Below are 22,928 nucleotides of genomic sequence, written 5' to 3'. Positions count from 1 at the left end.
CCCTCAGCCCTCAGCCCTCAGTCCTCACCCGTCAGTCGCCCGCCCCGCTCCGGCTCCCCCGGACCGCGGTGTCCGCCGCGCCCCCGGCGCCGACGGCGCGCAGGCGGCTCGCCGCGGTGGCGGCGAGCTGGGGTGCGATCCGGGCCACGTCCCGGGAGCCGACCACCGCGATCAGGGACGGCAGAAGCCAGCGGACCGGCTGCATCCCGCGCAGCCAGGCCTGCGCGTAGACGTGGGCGGACCGGCGGGCGATCCCGGCGACGATCCGGTCCACCGCGGGCTCCAGCGGATACGTCTTGTTCGCCGGCCACGGCAGCCGGGAGCGCATCTGCTTCAGCACGGCGTCCTGGTCGGCCCCGCGCACCATGTCCGTGTCGGTCCAACTCAGGTACCCAACACCGACCTTGACCCCCTGATAGGCCACCTCCGCACGGATCGAGTGGGCGAAGGCCTCCACCCCGGACTTGCTGGCGCAGTACGCACTCATCAGCGGCGCAGGAGTCAGCGCCGCGAGCGAGGCGATCTGGAGCAGATAGCCGCGGCTCTCGGCGAGCGCCGGCAGGAACGCCCGCGCGGTGGCCACGCTGCCGAGCAGGTTGACCTCGATGACCCGGCTGAACGCCTTGTGGTCGCTGTCGGTCAGCGGACCGCCGATGGCGATCCCGGCATTGGCGACGACGGCGTCGATCCGACCGTAGTGCTCCTTGATCCGCCAGGCGGTGTCCTCCAGCGCGTCGAGGTCGGTGACGTCCACCTCCCAGCTGCTCGCGGACGGCCCGCACTGCGCGGCGGCGGCCTTCAGCTCCTCCGGCTCCAGTCCCAGCAGGGCGACCTTGGCCCCGCGCCGGGCGAGCTTGCGGGCCAGCGACGCACCGACGCCGCGCGCGGCCCCGGTGACGACGACGACCTGCGCGGACAACGGCGGGATGGCGTTCATGCGACGGCGGTCCTCTCATCGACGGAAGCGGAAGCAGCACCGGCGGGAGCACCACCGGCGGAAGCACCACCGGCCGAACCAGCACCGGCCGAAGCCGCACCGGCCGGCGCGGACGCCAGGTACGCGGCGGCCATCCGGTGGATCTCGGCGGCGACCTCGTCCGGGCGCTCCAGCGGCGACATGTGGCCGACCCCGGGAAGCAGCAACAGCCCCTGAGGGTTCGGGAGTTCGGCGACGATCCGGTGGGCGTGCACGGGCGGGGTCAGCCGGTCGCCGGTGCCGACCACCACCGCCGTGGGCGCGGCGAGCCGGGCGAGCCCGGCGTGGACGTCCAGCCGTTCCAGCACCGCGGCCCAGTTGGCGCGGACGGCGGTCGGGCAGGCGTGCACGATCCGGGCCGTCGCCTCGACCTGGCCGGCGGACGAACCGGGCCCCATGGTGGCGTACTTGAGCGCCACCCGGCTGACCGGCGAGACCGGCCCGAGCGGCATCCGGGAGCGCAGCAGCTGCCGGTGCAGGAAGCGCCGCAGGCCGCGGGGCCGTACGGCCGGTGGCAGGACGGTGAGTTCGGCCACGAGGTCGCCCGGCCCGGTGGAGATCAGGACGGCCGCCGCGGTGCGGTCGGCGACCTCGGGACGGCCGCCGGCGGTCATGATGGTCATCCCGCCCATGCTGTGCCCGGCGAGGACGGCCCGTTCACCCGCCGGAACGGTCCGCGCGAGTACGGCGGACAGGTCCTCGGCCAGCGCCCGGGTCGAGTAGCGGGCCCGGCTCGGCGGGATCTCGCTGTTCCCGTGGCCGCGCTGGTCGTAGGCCACCACCCGGTAGCGGTCGGACAGTCGGCGGATCACCGGGGCCCAGAAGGCGGTCGAGCAGGTCCAGCCGTGGGCGAGCACCACGGTGGGCGCTCCGGGCCGGCCGTGCACCTCGACGTGCAGCCGGATGCCGTCCGCCGACCGGACGCTCAACTCCTCGGCCGGAAGCGGCGGTTCGTATTCCTCGGGCAGCCGGGCGCTCACGCGGAGACCTCCTGGGCAGTGGTGCGGGTGGCGGCCGGTGCGGCGCGCATGATCAGCTCGTACTCGCCGAGGTCGACCTTGCGGGTGGCCCGGCGGAACGAGGTGGTGGAACCGGGCCAGAGCACGGTGTTCTTGCCGTTCGGGTCGAGGTACCAGCTGAGGCAGCCGCCGGTGGTCCAGACGGTGCGGTCCATCCGGTGCTGGACTTCGAGGTTCCACTGCCGCTGGGCGCGCGCGGTGGGCTGCATCGCGGCGGCACCGATCGAGCCGAGCGTGGTCAACGCGTCGATCATGTAGTTCAGTTGGGACTCGATCATCAGGATCATCGAGCTGTTGCCGAGGCCGGTGTTGGGCCCGATGACGAAGAAGAGGTTCGGGAAGCCGCGCACGGTCGAGCCGCGCAGCGCCTCCATGCCATCCTTCCACTCCTCGGCCAGGCTGGTGCCGTTGGCGCCGAACACCCGGGCGCCGATGGGCATGTCGGTGACGTGGAAGCCGGTGCCGAAGACGATGGCGTCCACTTCGTGCTCGCTGCCGTCGGCCGCGACCAGGGTGGAGCCGCGCAGTTCGCGCAGGCCGGAGGAGACGACCTCGGTGTTGGCCGCCGCGAGGGCCGGGTAGTAGGTGTTGCTGAGCAGGATGCGCTTGCAGCCGATCCGGTAGTCCGGGGTGAGCCTGGCGCGCAGCTCCGGGTCGCGGACGCCCTGGGCGATGTGGCGCTCGGCGAGCCGCTGGACCAGGCGCAGCAGTCCGGGCCGGCGCACGAAGGCGTCGACCTGGATCTCCCGGAGGGCGAAGAGCGTGCCGCGGCGGATCTTCGTGGTGACCGGCAGGCGGCCGTGCAGCCACTTCTCCAGCTGGGTGATCTCGCGGTCGCGACGGGGCAGCACCCAGGCCGGGGTGCGCTGGAAGACCGTCAGCTTGCCGACTCCGGGCTGGATCGACGGGATGATCTGGGCGGCGGAGGCGCCGGTGCCTACCATCGCCACGCGCTTGCCGGTCAGGTCGAAGTCGTGGTCCCAGCGGGAGGAGTGGAAGACCTTGCCGGGGAAGCCGCTCAGTCCGGGCAGGTCGGGGATCTGCGGGTCGGCGAGCGGTCCGGCGGCGGAGACGACGGCGTCGGCGGTCCACTGGCCGGCCGAGGTGGTGATCCGCCAGCGGGTCTGCTCGCTCTCCCAGCGGGCTTCCAGTACTTCGGTGTTGAAGCGCAGGTGGGGGCGGAGGCCGAAGACGGTCGCGACCTTTTCCAGGTAGGCGCGGATGTCCGGCTGGCCGGAGAAGCTGCGCGGCCAGTCGGGGTTGGGCGCGAAGGAGAAGGAGTAGAGGTGCGAGGGAACGTCGCAGGCGCAGCCGGGGTAGCTGTTGTCCCGCCAGGTGCCGCCGACGGAGTCCGCCCGTTCCAGCACCACGAAGTCGGTGATCCCGGCGCGACGCAGTCGGACCGCGGCGCCGAGGCCGCCGAAGCCGGAGCCGATCACCGCCACCCGGACGTGCGGGACGGGCTCCTGCGCAGCGGCGGTGTCGGTCGCTGCGGACGCGCCGGAGCGGGGGCGCTTGCTGCTGGGTGCCATGCGGCAAACCTCCTGAGGGTGGGACGGTGATCGTCGCGCTCTCCCGGGGTCGCGGCCCCGGAACCTCCCGGGGGCTCGCCTCCGGGACCCTGCCAATCGCGCCAGTAATCACTGGCATGGTTGGCAGGGTAGCCCTTGCTGACACCGGATGGAAGAAGCACGACGGCTCCGGTTCGGGGAACCTTCCGGGCCGGCGGTCCTATGCTGATCGCCGTGGACAAGGTCAGAGCTGCTGCGGGCGACAGAAAACGCGAGTACCGGGTGGAGGAACTGGCCGAGGCCGCCGGCATCACCACCCGCACCCTGCGCTTCTACCGCGAGCGCAAACTGCTTCAGCCACCCCGCAGGGAGGGCCGCATCGCCTGGTACAGCGAGGAGCACCTGGCCCGGCTGCGGATGATCGGTGAACTGCTCGAACGCGGCCACACCCTGGGCGGCATCACCGAGCTGATCGGCGCCGGCGAGAGCGGGCGGGACGTCGCCGAGCTGATCGGACTGGAGGCGGCGATCGTCGCGCCGTGGTCCGACGAGACCCCGGTTCGCCTGGACTGGGACGAACTGAAGACCGCGTTCGGCGACCAGCTCACCGAGGAGAACACCGCCGAATCGATCGCCCAGGGCTACATCACCGTCGAGGAGGACGGCATCACCCACGTCAGCCGCCGGCTGATGGACGCCACCACCGAGCTGGTGGCGGAGGGGGTGCCGCTCTCGGCCGTACTGGAGGCCAGCCGGCGCACCCAGGAGCACGTGGACGCCATCGCCGAGATCTTCATCGAGGTGGTCAGCGAGCACCTGCTCAGCGCGCTGGCCGCCGACACCCCGTTGCCGCCCGGCGCGGCGGCCCGGCTCACCGAGCGCATCCTGCGGGTCCGGCCGCTGGCGCGTACGGTCGCGGACGCCCAGTTCGCCCTCGCGATGGACCGACGGGTGCACGTCGAGTACACCGAACTCCTGCGCCAGCGACGGGAGAACGGCTCCGAGGCGTAACCGGGCCGCTGTCCGGGCAGGGATCCCCGCGTCCCGCCCGCACGTTGGAGGTACCGCCGATGCCCCGACCGCTCAGCCGCCGCGCCGCCCTCGGCCTCGCCGCCGGGCTCGCCCCCGGGGTCGTGCTCACCGCCTGCGGGTCCGGCTCCCCGGCGCCGGGTGCCGGCTCGGCAGGCTCGACCGGCGGCGGCTCGGCAGGCTCGACCGGCGGCGGCTCGGCAGGCGGAACGCGGACGGTCCGGCACGCGCGCGGCGAGAGCACCGTGCCCGCGCGGGCGAGCCGGGTGGTGGTCCTGGACACCGACGCGCTGGACTCGGTGGTCACCCTCGGCCTCAGCCCGGTCGGCGCCACCACCGTCACCGCGGGCGCCCCCTTCCCCGCCTACCTGCCGGCGGAGCGACTTTCCGGGACGAAGCCCGTCGGGGCGATCGGCCAGCCCGGCCTGGAGACGATCGCGGCACTGCGGCCGGACCTCATCCTGAGCAACCAGGTCCGCGACGACAAGCGCTACGACGAGCTCTCGAAGATCGCGCCGACGGTGCTCTCCAGGACCACCGGCCCGACCTGGAAGGAGAACGTCCGGCTGCACGCCGAGGCACTGGGCCGCCAGCCCGAGGCCGAGGCCGCGGACGCGGCGTACCGGACCAGGCTGCGGGACCTCGTGACCGCACTCGGCGGGCCTGCCAGGGCGGCGGCCACCCGGGTCGAGATGGCCCGCTTCCTGGCGGGCGCGCCGACCAGGCTCTACCTCAACGACACCTTCGTCGGCTCGCTGTTCAAGGACGTCGGGCTCGGCCGGCCCGCCAACCAGGACAAGCCCGGCTTCTCGATGGAGATCAGCCCCGAGCAGGTGGACCAGGCGGCGGCCGACGTCATCTTCTACTCCGTGTACGGGGACGCGGCCAAGTCGGACCGGGGAAGGATCACCGAGGGCGCGCTCTGGAAGAACCTAGACGCCGTACGCAGCAGGCGGGTGTTCGGCGTGGACGACAGCCTGTGGATGCTCGGCATCGGCTACACCGGCGCCGGGCTGATCCTGGACGAGATCCGCAGGGACCTGGCGCCGGCGGGCGGGTGACGGACGACAGATATCTGAGGACGGATAACAGATAACAGATGATGAAATCTGTCATTCGTCATTCGCCACCCGTCATCCACCCGCCGCCCGGGCGGTCACCACTGCCCGTACCGCTCCGGCCGCAGCCGCCCGGTGCACGCGAGGAAGGCCACGAACCCGCCGAGGACGATCCAGCCGGGCCAGCCGGCCAGCGACATGGTGAGCGGATCCAGCTCGGCGCCCGGGGCGGCGAACTCCCGCACCATCGACACGCTCATGCTGCTCGCGAAGGCGTGCGCCAGCACCGCCGGGACCACCGACCCCGAGCGCAGCCTCAGCCAGGTGAAGACCGGCAGGACGAGCACACAGCTCACCGTCAGCGCGGGCACCGCCAGGTACCAGGGCCGCCCCGGGTACTGGCCGCCCATCAGCAGCGTCGGCAGGTGCCAGAGCGCGAAGGCCGTTCCGGTGAGCACGTACGCCCGGACCAACGCCGCTGTACCGCCACCGCCACCGCCTCCGCTTCCGCCCTCGCCCCGGCCGTCGCCCTGCCCCTCGCCCCGGCCGAGTCGCAGCAACCGGGGGAAGAGGAAGCCCTGCCAGCCGATCTCCTCACCGAAGAACAGCGGCAGCGACAGCACCATCCCGATCGAGCCCTGGAGCGCCCACGATCCGATCCGCCCCGCGTCCAGCGATCCGAAGCCGGCGAACGGGTAGCCGCCCGCCACCGCACCGAGCACCAGCGTCCCGGCCGTCAGTGCGCCGAGCACCCCGATCGGCAGCAGACAGGCCCGGACCGCGCGGGCCCGCGGCCGGGGCCACCGCAGCGCGAGCGCCTCCCGCACCCCGCCGCCGCGCTCGACGAAGCGGACCACGAGCAGGGCCGCCAGCGCCGGGGCCAGCATGGCGGCCCCGATGCAGAGTTGTTCCAGGACGCCGACCTCCTCGCGGGCGTCGGCGCGCCGGTAGCCGTCGGCGAGCAGTGGTGTCATGGCCGCCCACATCCCGGCGTAGGCGAGCACCAGGTAGACCAGCAGGCCGCGCCATCGGACGGCGCTCGACGGGTTTTGCTTCAGTAGCGTCATGCCGGGGACGCTACGGACCCGGGGGCTCGCCCCGGAACCAAGTGCACTGCCGCTCCCGAGGGTTGTCCACTACCACCGCGATGGTCGAGTTTTCTGGGTGTACGGAGGCCCGGTGGAGGTGCTACTTCGCGCCCCGCGCTCCGCCGCCCGCCACCGGCTGTTCCGCGAACCTCTTCCAAAGCTGCACGAGAAGGAAAATTGACGTATCGTCAGGCGCCATACAGCGGGAGCGACGGTGGTCCGCTCACCGTCGCTCCCGCCGTACTCCCCCGCCGGCCGGCACCCACGGCCCGGCGGGGCCTCGACTCCTTCCCGGGCCCGGGCCTGATCGGCCCTGGCCCGGGCCGGCCCGGTTCCGACCCGGTTCCGGGCTCGGCTCACGCCCGAGGTCTCACCGGAACCGGCACCGGACTCGGCTCAGCTCAGCTCAGCTCAGCTCAGTTGACGTTGACGGCCGTCCAGGTGGCGGCGACGGCGTTGTACTCCGCGCTGCCCGATCCGTACAGGTCCGCCGCCGCGCTGAGGGTGCCCGCCCGGGCGCCCGAGTAGTCGGTGGTGGAGGTGAAGTAGGTGGTCAGCGCGCGGTACCAGATCTGCGCGGCCTTGTCCCGCCCGATGCCCGCGAGCGTGGAGTTGTCGTACGTCGGGCTGTTGTAGCTGAACCCGTTGATCGTCTTCGCGCCGCTGCCCTCGGACAGCAGGTAGAAGAAGTGGTTCGCCACCCCGGACGAGTAGTGCACGTCCAGGTTGCCGACGTTCGCGTCCCAGTAGTCCGCCGAGGCGCCGTCCTTGCTCGGCTGGTCCATGTAGCGCAGCGGGCTGCCGTCGCCGCGCAGGTTGATCAGCTCGCCGATCCAGTAGTTCGGCGGGTTGGAGGGCAGGTTGGCGTACCACTCGACCATCGTGCCCATGATGTCCGAGGTGGCCTCGTTGAGGCCGCCGGACTCACCGGAGTAGTTGAGGTTGGCGGTCGCGGCGGTGACGCCGTGGCTCATCTCGTGCCCGGCCACGTCGATCTCGGTGAGCGGCGCGGTGTCGTTGTTGCCGTCGCCGTACGACATGCAGAAGCAGCTGTCGTCCCAGAAGGCGTTGACGTAGTTGGAGCCGTAGTGCACCCGGCTCAGGGCACCGACGCCGTCGTTGCGGATGCCGCTGCGGCCGAAGGTGTTCTTGTAGAAGTCCCAGGTGGTGGCGGCGCCGAACTGGGCGTCCACGGCGGCGGATTCGCGGCTGTTGACGGTTCCGTCGCCGAAGTTGTTGCTGGTGTTGGCGAACAGCGAGCCGGTTCCGTCGGTGCCGCCGTTGAGGTCGCTGGTGGACTGGTCGCCGCGGCTCGCGTCCTTGAGCGAGTAGCTCGAACCGCTCTGGGTGGTGGTCAGCGGAACCTGACCGACGAAGACGCCGTTGCCGGTGCCGGCCGCGGTCTCGATCGTCTCGTGCGTGGCGAGGACCCGGCCGTCGGCGGCGTCGGTGACGAGGATCTGGCGGCTCGGGGTGCCGTCGGCGCGCAGGCCCTCGACCGTGGTGCGGTACGCCAGGCGCGGGGTTCCGTCGGTGGCCCAGACCACCAGCTCGGCCCGACCGGCCCGGTGGACCTCGGTGAGCGGCGACTCGTCGGCGTCGGCGCTCACCCCGACGGTGGCCTTGACTCCCGCGGTGACCTGGGTGACGGCCTGGTCGGCGGCGATCTTCGGGGTCAGGCTCGGCAGCGCGATCCGTGCGGCGACCGCCTTGTCGACCGACTTCACCGAGCCGTCGGCCTTCTGGTGGACGACCAGGTCTCCACCGATCACCGGCAGGCCGGCGTAGATGCGCTCGAAGCGCAGGTGGCGGGTGCCGTCCTTGTCCACCACGGCGTCCTTGGCGACCAGTTGCTCCTTGTCGCCGAGCTTGAGCGCCTTGGCCAGCGGGCCGGCCTGACCGGCCGCCAACTTGAGCGCGGTCGCGTGCTGCTGGGCGGCCTGCGCCTGCAGCGAGGGGGCGGGAGCGGCCTGGGCGGCGGTGCTCACCTGGATCACACCGGTCAACAGGGCCGTGGCCGAGAGCACGGCGACGGCTGCGAGCTTACGCTTCACGAACGAGTCCTTCCGGGAAACCGCGTCAGGGCGCGGTCGCACCGCGTCCCGGGGGCCGGGTCGGCCCTGTGGGGCGGGACGGGTGCTGACGTGCGGGAACCCCGTGCAGTCGAGCGGCTCGCCACCAAGGGGTGGGGGTGGGGCTACCGCCAGGGGGTGACCAGAAGCATGACAATCCAGCAGATGAATTGACAGGTCTGCTTCATTGATTGGCCAGGTCCCGCCATTGGGTAAAGAGCGTCCAATCGGCAGACGAATCGGGGCAATTCACCGCATCCCGCCAAGGGTTTCGAGCAGAGCGACGGCCGATCGCCTGCGCCTACGGGCACTCGCCCACCGAACGCGGGCCCGGAGCACCGGGCAGGCCGACCGTCGATCGACTTTTACATGTGTGTAGAAGATTCCATACGGTCCCTTGACACCCGGGTGGCGAGGTTCCGCCACCCGATCCCCCTTGCCCACCGGAAGGACGGCTGCTAGCAGCCGGGGGTTGTCACTGGAGCCGCCACTCCTGGGCGGCGTTGCCGGCGGTGCAGGCGACCATGGTGACCGCGTTGCCGGGGCCGTTGTTGGTCATGCAGCTCTGGTTCTGGTAGTCGCCGAGCGTGTACGAGCCGGCCGAACTTCCGCTGCGGACAGTCCAGTTGGTGAGGAAGCTGAACCCGTTGCTCAGCACGACCTTCCCGTCCATCGTCTGGACCAGCTGCGGGCCGCCGTTGTTGCAGGCGTTGAAGAGGATCCACGCGCCGGGATTGGTCGAGCGCACCCAGCCGTACTGCGAGTGACCGCCGACCAGGATCGGGTTGTCCCCGCTCAGGTTGTCGTCGCGCATCCCGATCGTGCGGCCGTCCTTCACGCTGACGATGGTGCTCCAGCTGTTGCCGCCGCAGGACGGCGGCCTGTTCGCACCTGACGAGGTGTTGCCGGTGCCGCTCGTGGTCTGGGCCGGGGGCTGCGGGTTCTGGTCGGCGGGCGGGTTGGGCGGGTTGCCACCGCCGGGCTTGTTCACCTGATCGGCCGGTGATCCGCCCGCAGCCGTACCCGTACCCGCGCCCGTACCACCGGTCCGGCCGCCGCTCGAACCGCCCGCACCACTCGAACCGCCCGCACCGCCGCTGCCGCCCTGTCCGGCGGCCGGCACCGGGGGCACCGGGGCCTGCGGCTGGCCCTGGCCGGCGGCGGGTGCCGACTGGTCGGGGCCCGGGGTGGCCGCCGGAGTGTCGGTCGGCGCCGGGGTGACCGGCGCGGTGGTGGTCGCGGGCGCCGCGGTGGCGGTGCCCGGGTTCGCCGGCACGGTGACCACCACGGTCGGCTGGGCGCCGGGCGGCAGGACCGCGTCGGAGCCGCCCGCCCCGCGGTCGACCAGCAGCACGGTCGCCGTGCCCATCGAGATGACGACGGGGATGACGATGGGCACCAGCAGGGCGCGCCGCGACCGCTTGCGGCCGGGCTCGGTGGGAGCCTGCGGTTCCACCTTCGCGACCTCGTCCGCCGCCGGGGCACCGCCCGCAGCGGGGACCACCAAGGCCCCCGCCCCGGCCGGGTCCGCCCCGGCGCCGCCCTTGATCAGTTCGACAGCACCGCCCTTGGCCCCCGCACCGCCCTTGGCCGCCGCACCGTTCTTGTCCGCCGCACCGTTCTTGTCCGCCGAGCCCGCGCCGACCCCGAGCGGAATGGTCCCGCTGCCCTCGGGGCCTGCCTTCCCGGGTGCCTGCGCGCCGCCCGCGCCGCCGTCCCTCGCGAGTGCCGCACGGGCCGCTCGGGCCGCCGCCGCCATCGCGGCGGCGTCCGCGTACCGTTCCTCGGGCTTCTTGGCGAGCGCCCTGGCCACCAGCGCCCGCACCGACACCGGAAAGGTGTCCGGCAGTTCCGGCACCGGCTGGTTGACGTGCTTGAGCGCGATCTGGAGCGGCCCGTCACCGGAGTACGGCGGCACGCCGACCAGCAGCTCGTAGCAGACCACGCCGATCGAGTAGAGGTCGGTGGCCGGTCCGAGGTTCACGCCCTCGGCCTGCTCCGGGGACATGTAGAGCGCGGTGCCGATGATCGCGAACGGGGCGGTCAGCTTGGTGCTGGCGAGCGCCCGGGCGATGCCGAAGTCGGTGATGGCCACCCGCCCGTCGACGCGCACCATCAGGTTGGACGGCTTGATGTCCCGGTGCACGATCTCCCGCCGGTGCGCGGCGTGCAGCGCGTCCAGGGCGCCGGCCACCAGGTCGAGGGTGCGCTCGACGCTCATCGGGCCGGTGTCCTTGAGCACCCTGTCCAGCGGACGGCCGTCGATCAGCTCCATGACGATGTAGGCGCAGCGTTCCTCGCCGTCCCCGCCGCTCTCGCCGTAGTCGTGGACGCCCACCACGCCGGGGTGGTCGACCGCGGCGACGAGCTGGGCCTCGCGGCGGAAGCGCTGGGCGGAGGTGTCGTCCTCCAGCAGCTCCGAGCGCAGGATCTTGACCGCGACCCGGCGTGCCAGCACGGTGTCCTCGGCCCTCCAGACCGAACCCATCGCGCCGCCGCCGATCTTCTCGACCAGCTCGTACCGCCCGCCGAGCACGGTGCCCGCCCCGCTCATACCCCTGCTCCCCCCGTGTTCCGTGCCCCGCCCCGACGGGTCATCGGCACACAGTGTGCCAGAGCGGGTTGCGGGCTCAGTTGATCAGGTCCGGACAGGAATTGAGCACGAATCATCAGTCCATGAGGAAGTATCGGGCGTGATCCGAAACCTCTCGGACGGCCGCGACGACCGCCCGGGGCCGGTCGGCCTGAATGGCGTGACCGGCACCGTGGACCGTGCTGTGGGTTCCCCGGACGGCGTTCCTCGCGATGCCCGCCTGCAGGGCGGTCCAGCGGACGCGCATCGCACCGGGCAGTCCCCGGGTCGCGCTCAGGACCGTCACCGGCATCTCGAACGGTCGCGCGGTGGAGCGGCGTCGCCGGATCTCCGGAACGGCGACGGAGGTCAGCCGCTGCTCGGCGAGGACGGCCCGCCGCTGGTGCCGGTGCGCGATCACGGCCGCCTCGGCCCGGTCGAGCGGCGTCACCGGATCGAGCGGCGTCGCCCGATCGAGCGGCACCTCCGCATCGAGGGACGCCGGTGCCGACGCCGTCGGCACCGATCCAGCCCGGTACAGCCACAGCCGGTTCAGCACCGCCTCGGCGAGCCGGATGGACCGTGGCTGGAACTCCTCGTGCGCCGGGTCCACCAGGACCAGCCCGGCCACCAGCTCCGGCCGCTGCCAGGCGAGGAGTTGGGCCAGCTGGCCGCCCCAGCTGTGCCCGATCAGGAGCGCCGGTCCAGCTTCCAGGTGCTGAACGAGGGCGGCCAGGTCGGCGATCTGGCCGCCCAGCGTCGGGGCGGCGGCCCGACCGGGCTCGCTGGCGCCCAACCCCGCCCGGTCGTACGCCACGACCCGCCCGTACCGGGCGAGTTCGGGCAGGACGGCCGACCAGCCGAGCGCCGTGGTGCCGCAACCCGCGATCAGGACCATCGGTGCGACACCGCCCCGCCCGGCCTCCACCCAGCGCAACGCCCTTCCGTCGCGGTCCAGTTCACCGCTGCGAACGTCGCCGGGCAGGTGCTCGCCGAGCGCCCGCGCGACGGCCTGCTGGACGCTCCGCAGATCCGGCCCGGCGGGCTTCGCCCGCTCGTCCTGGCTGGCGTTCATGTGCCGTCCCCCTGGATCGTGGTCCGGCCCCTCCCCCGGGGCCGGTTCCGATGACCGCGCGGACCCGCGCGGACCTGTGTGGACTCGCACGGACCTGTGTGGACTCCCGCGGACCCGCGCGGACCGGTGCGGACTCGCGCGGACCGGTGCGTGGCCGAACGGGCGCCCGGTCAACAGGTACGACCTCAGGCCGGCAGGACCCGCTTCAGCAGGCCGAGCAGCGCCTCCCAGTGCCGCTCGGCGGCCGCGGCGTCGTAGCGGCTGGTGTCGGCCTGGGCGTAGCCGTGCGGGGCTCCGGCGTAGACCTCGGCCCGGTACCGGACGCCGGCGGCGGTGAGGGCCGCGGCGAGCCGGTCGATCTGCTCGGGCGGCAGCGCGGGGTCGTCGTCCGCGTGGCCGAAGTACAGCTCTGCGGTGATCCGGTCGGCGCCCAGGTGCGGGCTGTCCGGGCTGTCGGTGGCGAGGCTGCCGCCGTGGAATCCGGCCGCGACGGCGATCCGGTCCGGGTGACTGGCGGCCGTGCGCAGCGCCAGCAGGGCCCCGCGGCAGTAGCCGGTCAGGCCGAGCGGGCCGTCCTGGACCAGCGGGGACTCGCCGAGCCAGCGCAGATACGCGTCCGCGTCGCGCGCGGTCGCCTCCGGGGTGAGCGTGTCGAGCAGCGGGACGATCCGGGCGAACAGTTCGTCGGCCTGCTCCAGGTCGATGAGCTCCGGCAGTTCGACGACCGGCGCGCGCCCCGCCCGGTAGAAGGCGTTGGGGACGAGCACGGTGTACCCGGCCGCGGCCAGCCGGTCGGCCATGCGCTCAAGGTGCGGTCGGAGCCCGAAGGCGTCCATGTAGAGGATGACACCCGGGTGGGCCCGGCCGTCGTCGGGGTGGGCGAGGTAGGCGTCGGCGGTGCCGTCCGCCGTCGGAATGTCCACGAGGGTTCCGCGCACGGGCATGGTCAGGGCGCTCCTTCCGGTTCGTCCGGCAGCGTATCCGGTGGGCCCGTCGCCCGCCCATGCGGTTTTCGCCACACTGCGCCCGCACTGCGCCCACGGCGCGCCGGCTTCCTGGGCCCGGCCCGGCCCGGCCCGACCCGACCCAGCTCAGCCCGGTCCAGCCCGGCCCAACTCCTCCCGGCCCTGCCCCGGGAACGCGACGGCCCCGCGGCCGCGTTGAGCGGGCATGGGGTGGATCGTGGGTGTGGCGGCGGCGGTGGTGGCGGTGCTGGGGATGGTGCTGCTGGCGGCGTGGCAGGTTCAGGACGAGTCCTCGTCGCGCCCGCGGCGCCGCGGGCCCGGGGCCGGGATGGGCGCCGGCGGGCTGGACGAGCTGCACGCCCTGTTCAGCCCGGGCAAGCAGGTGCAGATCGAGCAGAAGCGGGAGCAGCTCGTGCTGCGGGACGACGCGCAGGCCGGCGGGCCGCCGCACCTGGGCGTGGACCTGGACCGGGGCGTGGCGGTGATGCCGGTCGGGGCCGCGGGACGGACGCCCCCTCCCGCACCGCGCGAGGAGGGCCCGACGGCTACGGCCGACCCGGTGCCCCTGGCGCCGGACGCTCAGGCGCCCCAGGTGCGGGAGCAGAGCACCAGCCGGTAGCCGTCCGGGTCGGCCACCGTCACGCCGTACTCGTCCCAGTACGGGTTGTGGGACTCGACCCGGGTGCCGCCGGCCTCCTCCAGCCGGGCGACCAGGGCCTCGTCCACCGGGGCGCCGAGGTAGACGACGAACAGGTCGTCCACCGTCGGGGTGGGCTCCAGCGGCCGCTCCGGGTCGTGCGTCAGCTCGAAGTGCCAGCTGCCGCCGGACGGGCCGACCATCAGCAGGTCGTGCTCGCCGGACACCCGCTCGGTGCTGCGCCACAGCACGGCGAGGCCGAGGCCGCCGACGTAGAACCGCTCGGCCGCCGCGAGGTCGCGCGAGGGGCGGGCGATCCGGACCCGCACGGTGGAATCGATCATGCCGGCGACCATAGCCCATGCCACTGACAGCGAACCCCGCGGTGCGGCGGGTTCGCGGACGGGCCGTCAGAGCCGCCGCAGGCGTTCCTCGTCGGAGGTCCGGGGGCAGGTCAGGCAGGCGGTCGCCGCGGGCCCGACCGCGTAGTAGAGGCAGCAGCCGAGCCGGGTGCGGGTGTGGTGGGCGCGCCCGTCGGGGGTGTGCAGGCGGCGGAAGTCGGCGCCGCCGGGGAGCGGCAGGGTGCCACCGGGCAGGACGGCCTCGGCGGCGGCGACGGAGGCGTCCTCCTCGCCGAGCATCCGGCCGAGGTACCAGAGGGCGGAGGCCAGGTCGTCCGTCACCATGCCCCAGAGGGCGCGGTCGCGGCGCCGGGTGGGCCCGGCGAACGCGGCGAGCACCGGCCCGAGGTGCGCGACCACGGCGGTCCGCAGTTCGGCGCGCAGTTCGTCGTCGCCGGGCAGGGTGACGTGGCCAGGCATGGTGACATCGCCGGGCAGGGTGACGTGGCCGCGCGGGCGCAGGGCGAGCGCACCGGTGGGGGCGTGCAGCCAGAGGTCGGCGGGGTCGACGGCCGGCACTCGGCGGGAGAGGTGCCAGGGGCCGGCGATCAGCAGGCAGGCCGACCAGGCGTAGTGGTGGAGCAGCCGGGAGGCGGTGACGTGCGGTCGCGGGGCACTGCCGTGCTCGTCGGCGATGCGGGCCTCCGCACCGGCCAAGACGGCGGCCAGCGCGCTTTCGTCGGCGGCGAGTCGGGCTCCGGAGTGCCAGCCGTCGGCGGCGCGCGGGTCGGGCTCGCCGCTGTCCAGGAGGCGCAGCTCCAGCACTGGGCAGAGCTCCACCAGTCGCCGGTAGTCGGCGACGAGCGCCGGGGCCCCGGCACGCACCGAGGGCGCGACGGGCATGGGTGTTCCGGGAACCATTGGCACTCCCGAGATCGATTCTGCATGATCGATTAAGGTGAGGCTCACCTTACAACGCCTCACGGCGCCCGGCGACCACGGCCCGGCCCGCCGGTCGACCCGTCGACCCCATCGGCCGAGCCCGTCGGGGTTTGACGAACTTAGGCGAACCTAACCTAAGATCTCGCTTCGTGCTGAGAACCGACCCGCCGGCCCCCACAGCCCCGGCGACGCCTCGTTCTCCGGCGGTCCGGCAGCCCCTGCTGCTGTTCGCCGGCGTGTGTACGCTCGTGCTGTGTGCCGCCCTGAGCCTTGCGCTGGGCTCCCGTTCCATTCCGCTCTCCACCGTGCTCGACGCCCTCACCGGTGCCGCCCACGGCGGTGACGCCGACGTGGTGACGGGCCTTCGGGTCCCGCGCACGCTCATCGGACTGGCGGTCGGGGCCGCGCTCGGCGTCGCCGGGGCGGTCGCCCAGGGCGTGACCCGCAACCCGCTGGCCTCCCCGGTCACCCTCGGCATCAACGCCGGGGCGAGCCTCTTCGTGGTCGCCGCGATCTACACGCTGAACCTCGCCCGCCCGGTCGAGTACGTCTGGTTCGCCTTCGCCGGGGCGGCCGTCGCCGCCGTCGCCGCGTACGCGATGTCCCGGCGAGGCGGGGACCTCGACCCGGTCCGGCTCGCGCTCGGCGGCACCGTGCTCACCGTGGTGCTCACCTCCTGGACCTCCGCGCTGATGCTGGCCAGTCACCGCACCCTGGACGAGGCCCGGTTCTGGCTGGCCGGCTCGATCGCCGGGCGGCACCTGGACACCCTCACCCCCGTCCTGCCGTTCCTCGTGCTCGGCCTGGTCGGCGCCCTCGCCGTGGCACCCGCCCTCAACGCGCTGGCGCTCGGCGACGAGACCGCGCAGGCGCTGGGCGTGCCGGTGGCCCGGATCCGGGTGGTCGGCGGCCTGGCCGTGGTGCTGCTCGCGGGCAGCGCGGTCGCCGTGGCCGGACCGCTGGCGTTCATCGGACTGGCTGCCCCGCACCTGGTCCGTCCACTGCTCGGCAACGACCACCGCTGGCTGCTGCCCGGCTGCCTGGTCACCGGTCCACTGCTGCTGCTCACCGCCGACGTGCTCGGCCGGCTGGTGGTCCGCCCGTCCGAGATCGAGGTCGGCATCGTGACCGCGTTCCTCGGTGCGCCGCTGCTCGCGGTGCTGGCCCGGAAGGTGGCCAGGTGACCGCGATCCCCCTGCCCGTCCGGGCCCTCGGCCGCCGCCGCGCCCGTACCGCCGTCTGGTCGCTGGTGGCCGCCGCGCTGCTGGTGCTGCTGACCGGGATCGCACTCGGCACCGGGCGGGTCGGCATCTCCGCCTGGGACGCGCTGCGCGCGCTGGTCGGACAGGGCGAGCCCGGAAACGTCCTGGTGGTGCGGCAGTTCCGCGCGCCCCGGGTGGTCTCGGCACTGATCGCGGGTGCCGGGCTGGCGATGGCCGGATCGACGCTCCAGCGGCTGTTCCGCAATCCGCTCGCCGCCCCCGACACCATCGGCATCACCGGCGGCGCCTCCTTCGGTGCGGTGCTGATGCTCGCCACCGGCGCCTCCCAGCAGCTGATCCCGCTGGCCGCGGTCGGCGGCGGGCTGCTCGCGGCGCTGCTGCTCGGCGGCTTCGCCTGGCGCTCCAGGATGGCCGTCACCCGGCTGGTGCTGGTCGGACTGGCGGTCCAGCAAGGCCTGGCCGCCGCCGTGAATCTGATGATCGTACGGTTCCCGGCCGAGCTGGCCTCCTCCGCGCTCCAGTGGACCACCGGCTCGCTCTACGGCCGCAACTGGACCGAGGTGTCGATCGGCGGCACCGCCATCGCGCTGACCGCGGTCGCCCTGCTGCTCTGCCAGCGGCGGATCGCCGTGCTCGACCTCGGCGACGACTCGGCCGGCGGCCTCGGTCTCAGCCCGGCCCGGGACCGGCTCGGACTGCTGCTGCTCACCATCACCCTGGCCTCGCTGGCCGCCGCGCTCACCGGGCCGGTCGCCTTCGTCGCCCTCGCCGTCCCGCACCTGGTCCGGCTGCTCGCCGGACCGCCCACCCTCGGCACGCTCGGCCTCACCGCGCTCACCGGCGCCGTACTGCTGCTCTCCGCCGACCTCCTCGTGCTGCACGTGATCCCCGTCCACGGCCTGCCGGTCGGTGCCGTCACCGCCACCCTCGGCGCGCCCTGGCTCCTGGTGCTGATGATCCGCCAGGGCCGGCTTCCCCAGAGGAGCAGCTGATGACCTCCGTCGAGACGACCGCCGGGACGGCCGGCGCCGCCGGGACTGTTAGGGCTGCTGGGGCCGAACGGGCTGACAGGGTTGACAGGGTTGACAGGGCCGCCGAAGCCTCGGGTGCGACTGCCGGGAGTCCCGCCGTTGTGGCCGCCGGTGCCGGTGCCAACCGGCTCGCCGCCCGGGGCCTCGGCCTGCGCTACGGCGACCGGACCATCGTGGACGGGCTCGACCTCGAACTGCCCGGCGACGCCGTCACCGCGATCGTCGGGCCGAACGCCTGCGGAAAGTCCACGCTGCTGCGCGGGCTGGTCCGGCTGCTCGACCCGGCCACCGGGACGGTCACCCTGGACGGCGCCGACATCCACCGGATGCCCGCCCGGGCGCTCGCCAAGCGGATGGGGCTGCTCCCCCAGCAGCCCGTCACCCCCGAAGCCGTCACCGTCGAGGCGCTGGTGCGGCTCGGGCGCTACCCGCACCAGCGGATGCTCAGCCCGTGGTCCAAGGCGGACCAGGCGGCGGTCGAGGAGGCGCTGGAGCGCACCGGCACCGCCGAGCTGCGCGACCGCCAGGTGGACCGGCTCTCGGGCGGGCAGCGCCAGCGGGTCTGGATCGCGCTCGCCCTCGCCCAGGAGACCGACCTGCTGCTGCTCGACGAGCCGACCACCTTCCTGGACCTGCGCCACCAGCTGGACGTCCTCGACCTGGTCGCCGACCTGCACGCCGAGGCCGGGCGGACCGTCGTGATGGTGCTGCACGACCTCGGGCAGGCCGCCCGGTACGCCGACCACCTGGTGGTGCTCAAGGACGGGCGGCTCGCGGCCGCCGGTCCGCCGTCGGAGGTGCTGACAGCGGAGCTGGTGGAAGCCGTCTTCCAGGTGCCGTGCCGGGTCGTGCCCGACCCGGAGACCGGCACGCCGCTGGTCGTGCCGCGAGCACGGACGCGGCGCGGTGACGCCCCGCCCTCCCCCTGACCTCCCCCCTGACCTCCCCCCTGATCTCCCCCTGACCTCCTGTTGATGAACTCCCCCTCCCCACAGCCCTGTTCGGTCAGCCGGCTCGAACCGACCCAAGGAACCCCGATGAACCGCCGACTCCCTGTCGCCGTCCTCGCCGTCGCCCTCTCCACCACCCTGCTCGCCGCCTGCGGCAGCACCGGGGACGGCGCCGAGTCGGGCGGCGACTCCGCGTCGTCCGCGTCCTCCGGCTCGGCCGCCACCGCCGCCGGATTCCCGCGCAGCGTCAAGCACGCCGCCGGAACGGCCCAGATCAAGAGCCGGCCCAAGCGCGTCGTGGTGCTGGACAGCGGCGAGCTGGACGACGTCACCCTGCTCGGCATCACGCCGGTCGGCGCCGTGTCCCCGCACATGAAGACCGAGGGCGGGTTCCCGAACTACCTCAAGGACAAGATCAAGGACACCAAGGACGTCGGCCCGATGAACGAGCCGAACCTGGAGCTGATCGCCTCCCTCAAGCCCGACCTGATCCTCTCCTCCAAGGTCCGCCACGCCAAGGTGTACGACCAGCTGAACGCGATCGCCCCGACCGTACTGGCCGAGACCACGGGCTTCCCGTGGAAGGAGAACCTCGCGCTGTACGCCCAGGCGCTCGGCAAGGAGGACGACGCCAAGAAGGCGCTGGCCGACTACGAGGCGCGGGCGAAGAAGCTCGGTGAGGCGATCAAGGCGAAGAACGACGGGACCATGCCGACGGCGTCGGTGGTCCGCTTCGTGGCCGGCCCGACCCGCCTGTACGCCAAGGCCTCCTACAGCGGCGTGGTGCTCAAGGACGTCGGCCTGGCCCGTCCGGCCCCGCAGGACGTGGAGCAGAACATCGTCGAGGTCAGCGCCGAACAGATCAACCAGGCCGACGCGGACCTGGTGTTCGTCACCACCGCCGACGACCCGACCAAGACCAAGGAGAGCGAGGTCCAGCAGACCCCGGTCTGGCAGGGCCTGAACGCCGTCAAGAACAACAAGGTGTTCAACGTCCCGGACGAGACCTGGATGTCCGGCATCGGAGTCCAGGCCGCCGACGCGATGCTCGGCGACATCGCCAAGGCGGCGGGCATGGACACGCCGAAGTAACCGTCGACAGCCGGGGCGAACAGATGACGTCCGTCATCCGTCGGACGACCGATGACAGACGACGGAATTCAACTGACAGATTTCGAAAGTTGTCAGCTGTCATCTGTTCTCCCTCCTTCCTCCGCCACCCTCCGAGGACCCTCCATGCGCCTCTACCTGCTCGCGCTCAACCCCACCGACTCGGTCACCTCCGGCTTCCTGCCCGCCGCCGCCCGGCTCGGGCTCGACGTCACCGTCCTGACCGACGGCGCCGAAGCCCACCGGCGGGCCTACGCCGAGCTGTCCTTCCCCGCACCCGAGGTCCTGGAGTGCGACGTCCGCGACTTCCGCGCCGTCATCAGCCTCATCTCCCGCCGCACCGCGGCCGCCCCCGGCCACGCGCCCGAGGCGGTGTTCAGCAACAGCGACCACCTCCAGACCCAGACCGCGCTGGCCGCCGAGTACTTCGGCCTCCCGGCCAAGGACTGGAAGGCCGCGCTGCGCGCCAAGGACAAGGGCCAACTGCGCCGCCACCTCGCACTGACCGGCCTGGACACCGTCCGGTCCGCCGAGCTGGACCCCGGCCAGGACCCGGCCGAGCTGGACGTGCCGTTCCCCTGTGTGGTCAAGCCCCGCGAGGGGGTCGCCAGCGAGGACGTCACCCTGGTCGCCGACGCCGACGAACTCGCCCGGCGCTGCCGGGAGATCCAGCACCGCAGGGCCGGCGCCACCCTGGTCGTCGAGGAGTTCCTGACCGGGCAGCTGTGCACCCTGGAGACCCTCGGCGACGCCCGGCGACGACACGTCCTCGGCGGCTTCCGCACCCGGGTCTCCCCGCCGCCCGACTTCATCGAGGAGGTGCTCACCTTCGTCCCGGCCCACCCGCAGCCGGTGGTCGACCAGGTGCTCGCCCAACTCGACGCGCTGGGCGTCGGTTTCGGCTCCTGCCACACCGAGTTCGTCGTCCAGCCGGACGGCCGCGCCCGCATCATCGAGGTCAACTACCGCGCCATCGGCGACCAGTGCGACCTGATGCTGGCCGAGGTCCTCGGCATACCCCTGTTCGAGCTGATCCTCGGTGTCCACCTGGGCCGCGACCTGCCCGCCGACCTCGCCGAGCAGTGCGCCGCCACGCCCCGCCGGGCCCGCAACGAGGTGGTCTGCGCCGACCGCGCCGGCGTCCTCGCCGCCGCCCCCGGTCCGTACGACGAGGAGCGCGACGGCGTCCGGCTCGCCTATCGCCCGCTGCGCCCGGTCGGCGAGCGCCACGAGCACTACCGCACCAACCGCGACTACCTGGGCGTCGTCTGGACGGTCGGCACCGACCAGGCAGCGGTCGACGCCGCCGCCGCCCGCTTCCTCGCCGCCAACCGCTGGGAGATCACCCCGTGACCGCCGGAGACCGACCCGCCACGGCCCGCGGACACCGGACCGCGGCCGGGGCCCACCCCGCGACTCCCGCCGGACAGCCGTCGACCGCGGTCGGCGAGAAGCCGTGGACCGCGGCCGAGCAGCTCACCCTGCGCGTGCTCTCCGCCCTGCTGCGCGAGGACGTCCTCGGCCTGCGCTCCCAGGGCACCGTCGAGGACCGCGCCGACGGCCCCTGGCTGACCGTTCCCGGGCTGCAACTCGCCCTGCCCGTACGCCCGGAGGGCTTCCAGTGCGAGTACGCGGCCCGGCTGCCGCTGCTGGAGCTGGCCGGCCGGCGGCTCACCGGTCCGGACGCCGTCGTGGCGGGACTCGCCGAGTCCGCCGAGGCCGAGGACCGGCCCGGCTGGGCGGCCTTCGCCGAGGAGTGCCGCCAGACCCTCGCCACCATGGAGCTGCACGAGCGCGTCCGCCCCGAGGTGCACGACCGGCTCGCCGACCTGTACGGCGCGGACCCGGCCGACTGGACCGGCCTCGCCGCCGCCCTCGGCCACGACACCCTGGCCGCCTACCTCGACCACCCGGTCTACCCCACCGCACGCGGCCGCTCCGGCCTCAGCGAATCCCAACTCCAGTCCTACGCACCCGAGTTCCACGCCCCCTTCGAACTGCGCTGGCTGGCCGTCCCGGCCGGCGCGCTGACCGTCCACGGCGACCGGCCGCTGCCGAGCTGGTGGCCCACCCCGGCCTGGCTCGGCCTCGCCGACCGGTGCCCCGGCGAGGGCTGGGCCACTCTTCCGGTCCACCCCCTCACCGTCGGCGCGCCGCTGGACGAGGCACTGGCCGCCACCGGCCTGGCCGGCCGCGCGGTGCTCGCCGAACGGTCGTACCTGACCGTCGTCCCGACGCTGTCCATGCGCACCGTCGCCGTCGCCGACGACCCCGCCTGCCACCTCAAGCTCCCGCTGGCCACCGCCACTCTGGGCCGCCTCAACCGCCGCACCATCAAGCCCGGCACGCTGCTCGACGGCGCCGCCGGCCAACGGCTGATCGAGGCCGTCCTGGCGCGCGAGCCGCGCTTCGCCGGCCGCGTCCTGCACGCCGACGAGCAGTCCTGGGCACACGCCGGGCACGAGCTGCTGGCCGTACTGCTGCGCCGCTACCCGGCAGGACTGGAGCAGGCGTCGACCGTCCCGCTGGCCGCCCTGCTGGCCCCCGCGCCCGGCGGGCGGCTCGTCGTCGACCACCTCGCGGACCGCTACTACGGCGGCGACGTCCTCGCCTGCTACGACGCCCTGCTGGAGCTGCTGCTCGACTGGCAGGCCGCACTGTTCGGCCACGGCGTGGCCCTGGAGTCGCACCAGCAGAACACCTCCCTGGTGCTCGACCGGAACGGCCTGCGGCTGCTCTACAAGGACGACGACGGACCGCGCGTGCACACCGCCCGGATGACCGCCTCGCTCGGCGAACTCGCACCCGACCAGGAGGAGTTCGACGACGCGCGGATCTTCGGCGAGGACGACCGGCCGCTCGTCGACCTGTTCGCCACCATCACCGGCCACCTGTGCACCGGCGCCCTCGCCTTCGGCCTCGCCGACCACGGAAGGGCCGAACTCACGGACACCCTGGCCCTGTTGAGGAAGCACACGGCGGAGTCCGTGGCGCGGATCGGGCCGGTCGGCGAACCCCTGCGGGCCGCCCTGCTGGACGCCGAGCGGCTGCCGGTCAAGGCCATGGTCACCGCCGGAACACTGCTCAGCAAGCAGCGCTCGGGGGCCGCCGACATCAACAAGCACTACACCAGCGGGCCCAACTACCTGCGCGAACAGGCCTGCGAACCACCGCAGGACCATCTGAACGAGCACGCGCGGAACCATCCGGACGCTCCTCAGGACACCCGTCCGTACAGTCACCCGGGCAGCCACCTGGACAGTCACCCGGACAACCGACCGTACGGCGGTCCGCACGGCCACCGGCACCCGGACGGGACCCACCGGTGA

General features: G+C 73.3%; 19 protein-coding genes. 9 read left to right on the top strand and 10 right to left on the bottom strand.

What is annotated here, in order from left to right; all coding sequences use genetic code 11:
* Positions 1-31: 31 nt before the first annotated feature.
* Genes ACFVGO_RS13900 through ACFVGO_RS13890 form a run of 3 tightly spaced genes read right to left on the bottom strand, consistent with a single transcriptional unit; the run spans position 32 to position 3,527 of the window.
* Positions 32-937, bottom strand: coding sequence for an SDR family oxidoreductase (locus ACFVGO_RS13900; protein ID WP_380631921.1), 906 nt, complete (start codon positions 935-937; stop codon positions 32-34).
* On the bottom strand, positions 934-1,956 hold the full coding sequence (locus tag ACFVGO_RS13895; protein ID WP_380631919.1) for an alpha/beta fold hydrolase: 1,023 nt from the start codon (positions 1,954-1,956) through the stop codon (positions 934-936). The genes ACFVGO_RS13900 and ACFVGO_RS13895 overlap by 4 nt, the downstream gene beginning before the upstream one ends.
* On the bottom strand, positions 1,953-3,527 hold the full coding sequence (locus ACFVGO_RS13890; RefSeq protein ID WP_380631917.1) for a flavin-containing monooxygenase: 1,575 nt from the start codon (positions 3,525-3,527) through the stop codon (positions 1,953-1,955). The genes ACFVGO_RS13895 and ACFVGO_RS13890 overlap by 4 nt, the downstream gene beginning before the upstream one ends.
* A gap of 213 nt (positions 3,528-3,740) precedes the next feature.
* Between ACFVGO_RS13890 and ACFVGO_RS13885 the strand changes: the two genes are divergently transcribed.
* Together ACFVGO_RS13885 and ACFVGO_RS13880 are read left to right on the top strand one after the other, a co-directional pair.
* The gene (locus ACFVGO_RS13885; protein WP_380631915.1) at positions 3,741-4,517 is read left to right on the top strand and encodes a MerR family transcriptional regulator; all 777 of its coding nucleotides are present in this window, start codon (positions 3,741-3,743) and stop codon (positions 4,515-4,517) included.
* A gap of 59 nt (positions 4,518-4,576) precedes the next feature.
* The gene (locus ACFVGO_RS13880; protein WP_380631913.1) at positions 4,577-5,596 is read left to right on the top strand and encodes an ABC transporter substrate-binding protein; all 1,020 of its coding nucleotides are present in this window, start codon (positions 4,577-4,579) and stop codon (positions 5,594-5,596) included.
* A gap of 95 nt (positions 5,597-5,691) precedes the next feature.
* On the opposite strand, the gene ACFVGO_RS13875 is transcribed toward ACFVGO_RS13880, so the two are convergent.
* The 5 genes from ACFVGO_RS13875 to ACFVGO_RS13855 all read right to left on the bottom strand — a co-directional run bounded on the left by ACFVGO_RS13875 (position 5,692) and on the right by ACFVGO_RS13855 (position 13,344).
* On the bottom strand, positions 5,692-6,660 hold the full coding sequence (locus ACFVGO_RS13875) for a CPBP family intramembrane glutamic endopeptidase (protein WP_359898592.1): 969 nt from the start codon (positions 6,658-6,660) through the stop codon (positions 5,692-5,694).
* Between the two features lie 437 nt (positions 6,661-7,097).
* Positions 7,098-8,735, bottom strand: coding sequence for a M4 family metallopeptidase (locus ACFVGO_RS13870; protein WP_359898593.1), 1,638 nt, complete (start codon positions 8,733-8,735; stop codon positions 7,098-7,100).
* A 493-nt stretch (positions 8,736-9,228) separates the two neighbouring features.
* Entirely contained in the window at positions 9,229-11,307 is a 2,079-nt protein-coding gene (locus ACFVGO_RS13865) for a serine/threonine-protein kinase (protein ID WP_380631910.1), read from the bottom strand.
* Between the two features lie 115 nt (positions 11,308-11,422).
* On the bottom strand, positions 11,423-12,400 hold the full coding sequence (locus ACFVGO_RS13860; protein ID WP_380631908.1) for an alpha/beta fold hydrolase: 978 nt from the start codon (positions 12,398-12,400) through the stop codon (positions 11,423-11,425).
* Between the two features lie 185 nt (positions 12,401-12,585).
* The gene (locus ACFVGO_RS13855; RefSeq protein ID WP_380631906.1) at positions 12,586-13,344 is read right to left on the bottom strand and encodes a dienelactone hydrolase family protein; all 759 of its coding nucleotides are present in this window, start codon (positions 13,342-13,344) and stop codon (positions 12,586-12,588) included.
* A 226-nt stretch (positions 13,345-13,570) separates the two neighbouring features.
* On the opposite strand from ACFVGO_RS13855, the gene ACFVGO_RS13850 reads away from it, so the two are divergent.
* Entirely contained in the window at positions 13,571-13,984 is a 414-nt protein-coding gene (locus tag ACFVGO_RS13850; protein ID WP_380631904.1) for a DUF6191 domain-containing protein, read from the top strand.
* Here the strand turns inward: ACFVGO_RS13850 and ACFVGO_RS13845 are convergent.
* Complete coding sequence (locus ACFVGO_RS13845) at positions 13,945-14,346, bottom strand: VOC family protein (protein ID WP_359898598.1); 402 nt, start codon at positions 14,344-14,346, stop codon at positions 13,945-13,947. The genes ACFVGO_RS13850 and ACFVGO_RS13845 overlap by 40 nt on opposite strands.
* Positions 14,347-14,412: 66 nt before the next feature.
* Positions 14,413-15,246 (bottom strand): (2Fe-2S)-binding protein, encoded by an 834-nt coding sequence (locus ACFVGO_RS13840; protein ID WP_380349178.1) that lies wholly within the window; start codon positions 15,244-15,246, stop codon positions 14,413-14,415.
* 257 nt (positions 15,247-15,503) lie between these two features.
* Here ACFVGO_RS13840 and ACFVGO_RS13835 point away from each other — a divergent pair, with 257 nt between their 5' ends.
* From ACFVGO_RS13835 to ACFVGO_RS13810, 6 genes are all read left to right on the top strand, one after another.
* Entirely contained in the window at positions 15,504-16,469 is a 966-nt protein-coding gene (locus ACFVGO_RS13835; protein WP_380631945.1) for a FecCD family ABC transporter permease, read from the top strand.
* The gene (locus ACFVGO_RS13830; RefSeq protein WP_380349179.1) at positions 16,466-17,500 is read left to right on the top strand and encodes a FecCD family ABC transporter permease; all 1,035 of its coding nucleotides are present in this window, start codon (positions 16,466-16,468) and stop codon (positions 17,498-17,500) included. Before ACFVGO_RS13835 ends, ACFVGO_RS13830 begins: the two co-directional genes overlap by 4 nt.
* Before the next feature lie 140 nt (positions 17,501-17,640).
* Positions 17,641-18,468, top strand: coding sequence for an ABC transporter ATP-binding protein (locus tag ACFVGO_RS13825; RefSeq protein WP_380631901.1), 828 nt, complete (start codon positions 17,641-17,643; stop codon positions 18,466-18,468).
* A 108-nt stretch (positions 18,469-18,576) separates the two neighbouring features.
* Entirely contained in the window at positions 18,577-19,581 is a 1,005-nt protein-coding gene (locus tag ACFVGO_RS13820; protein ID WP_380631899.1) for an ABC transporter substrate-binding protein, read from the top strand.
* 144 nt (positions 19,582-19,725) lie between these two features.
* Positions 19,726-20,952, top strand: coding sequence for an acetyl-CoA carboxylase biotin carboxylase subunit family protein (locus ACFVGO_RS13815; RefSeq protein WP_380349183.1), 1,227 nt, complete (start codon positions 19,726-19,728; stop codon positions 20,950-20,952).
* The gene (locus ACFVGO_RS13810) at positions 20,949-22,928 is read left to right on the top strand and encodes an IucA/IucC family protein (RefSeq protein WP_380631897.1); all 1,980 of its coding nucleotides are present in this window, start codon (positions 20,949-20,951) and stop codon (positions 22,926-22,928) included. Before ACFVGO_RS13815 ends, ACFVGO_RS13810 begins: the two co-directional genes overlap by 4 nt.

Origin of the sequence: Kitasatospora sp. NPDC057738, assembly GCF_042798815.1 — a bacterium.
GTDB classification, from domain to species: Bacteria; Actinomycetota; Actinomycetes; order Streptomycetales; family Streptomycetaceae; genus Kitasatospora; species Kitasatospora lactacystinica.
Note: the sequence above shows the minus strand (reverse complement) of the source record. Positions and strands in the feature narration are given on the sequence as shown.